The organism is Xenorhabdus santafensis (assembly GCF_033949405.1).
In the GTDB taxonomy this organism is placed as follows: domain Bacteria; phylum Pseudomonadota; class Gammaproteobacteria; order Enterobacterales; family Enterobacteriaceae; genus Xenorhabdus; species Xenorhabdus santafensis.
In genome coordinates, this window is record NZ_VCDN01000306.1 from 1 (window position 1) to 852 (window position 852).

Here is an 852-nt window from a genome sequence, read left to right on the forward strand (position 1 = left end):
ACAATAATTAAATTTTGGATTATATATCCTGTAAATGAGTAATCACTTTTAACAATCCATTGATAAATATTTAGAGATAGAAAAAGTGTTACCGGAAATAAAATAAAATACATTTGTTTTAAAATTGAACTTTTATCCATAAATTGCACACTTACCTCCATAATAAGCTAAAGTAGCCGCTAAACCTGCTACGCTACTTCCTATAAAGAATTTAACGCCTATTTTAGCCGCTTCTTTCCATAATTTTTTCTCAAGATAATATGCCAATCCACCATTAAATGCGGCTTGTACAGCATTTACTCCAAAAAAGTCATATAAAGCATCTTTCATGCAACTTGTAAAAGATAAACCAGCAATATCACTTTTATCTTTTTTAATTTGTTGTTTAAGTGCATCTAAACCAACATCATTCCCATATTTCGCTTCTATTTTATTAAAATCAAAATCAACAATTTCACCTTGATTATTATATATAGCGGCTTCTTCATGCATAAATTGAAACGCTTCTGCTAATTCATTAATGCTCTTTTCATCTTGACCAGAAACGAGAGACTGTTTCGTTTGTATTATATTGTTGTTATTTGTAGTTGCCGCAAAAACATTATTTGTCACAAATGCTACATTTCCTGCCAATATTCCTCCGACTAACAATACTGGAATCATTTTTTTATATGTTTTTCTCCAATTACTTCTCTCAATACTAATTTTTTTCATAAATTTCATCCCCTTAAGTTTATTATTCAAAATAGATAATAAACTTAATTTACATATAATTCAATATTTTGTTAATAATCCTAATATTTAGGTCGATTGCTAATTGTTGGAATTTGCGTTTAAATATCTTTTCCATGT

Annotated in this window: 1 protein-coding gene; it reads right to left on the bottom strand. The window is 28.1% G+C overall.

Features of this window, described 5'->3' with window-relative positions:
- Positions 1–132: 132 nt before the first annotated feature.
- Positions 133–714 carry a hypothetical protein gene (locus FE392_RS20360; protein WP_000723966.1) on the bottom strand — a complete coding sequence of 194 codons (582 nt, stop codon included), beginning with the start codon at positions 712–714 and terminating at the stop codon, positions 133–135.
- Positions 715–852: the final 138 nt, after the last annotated feature.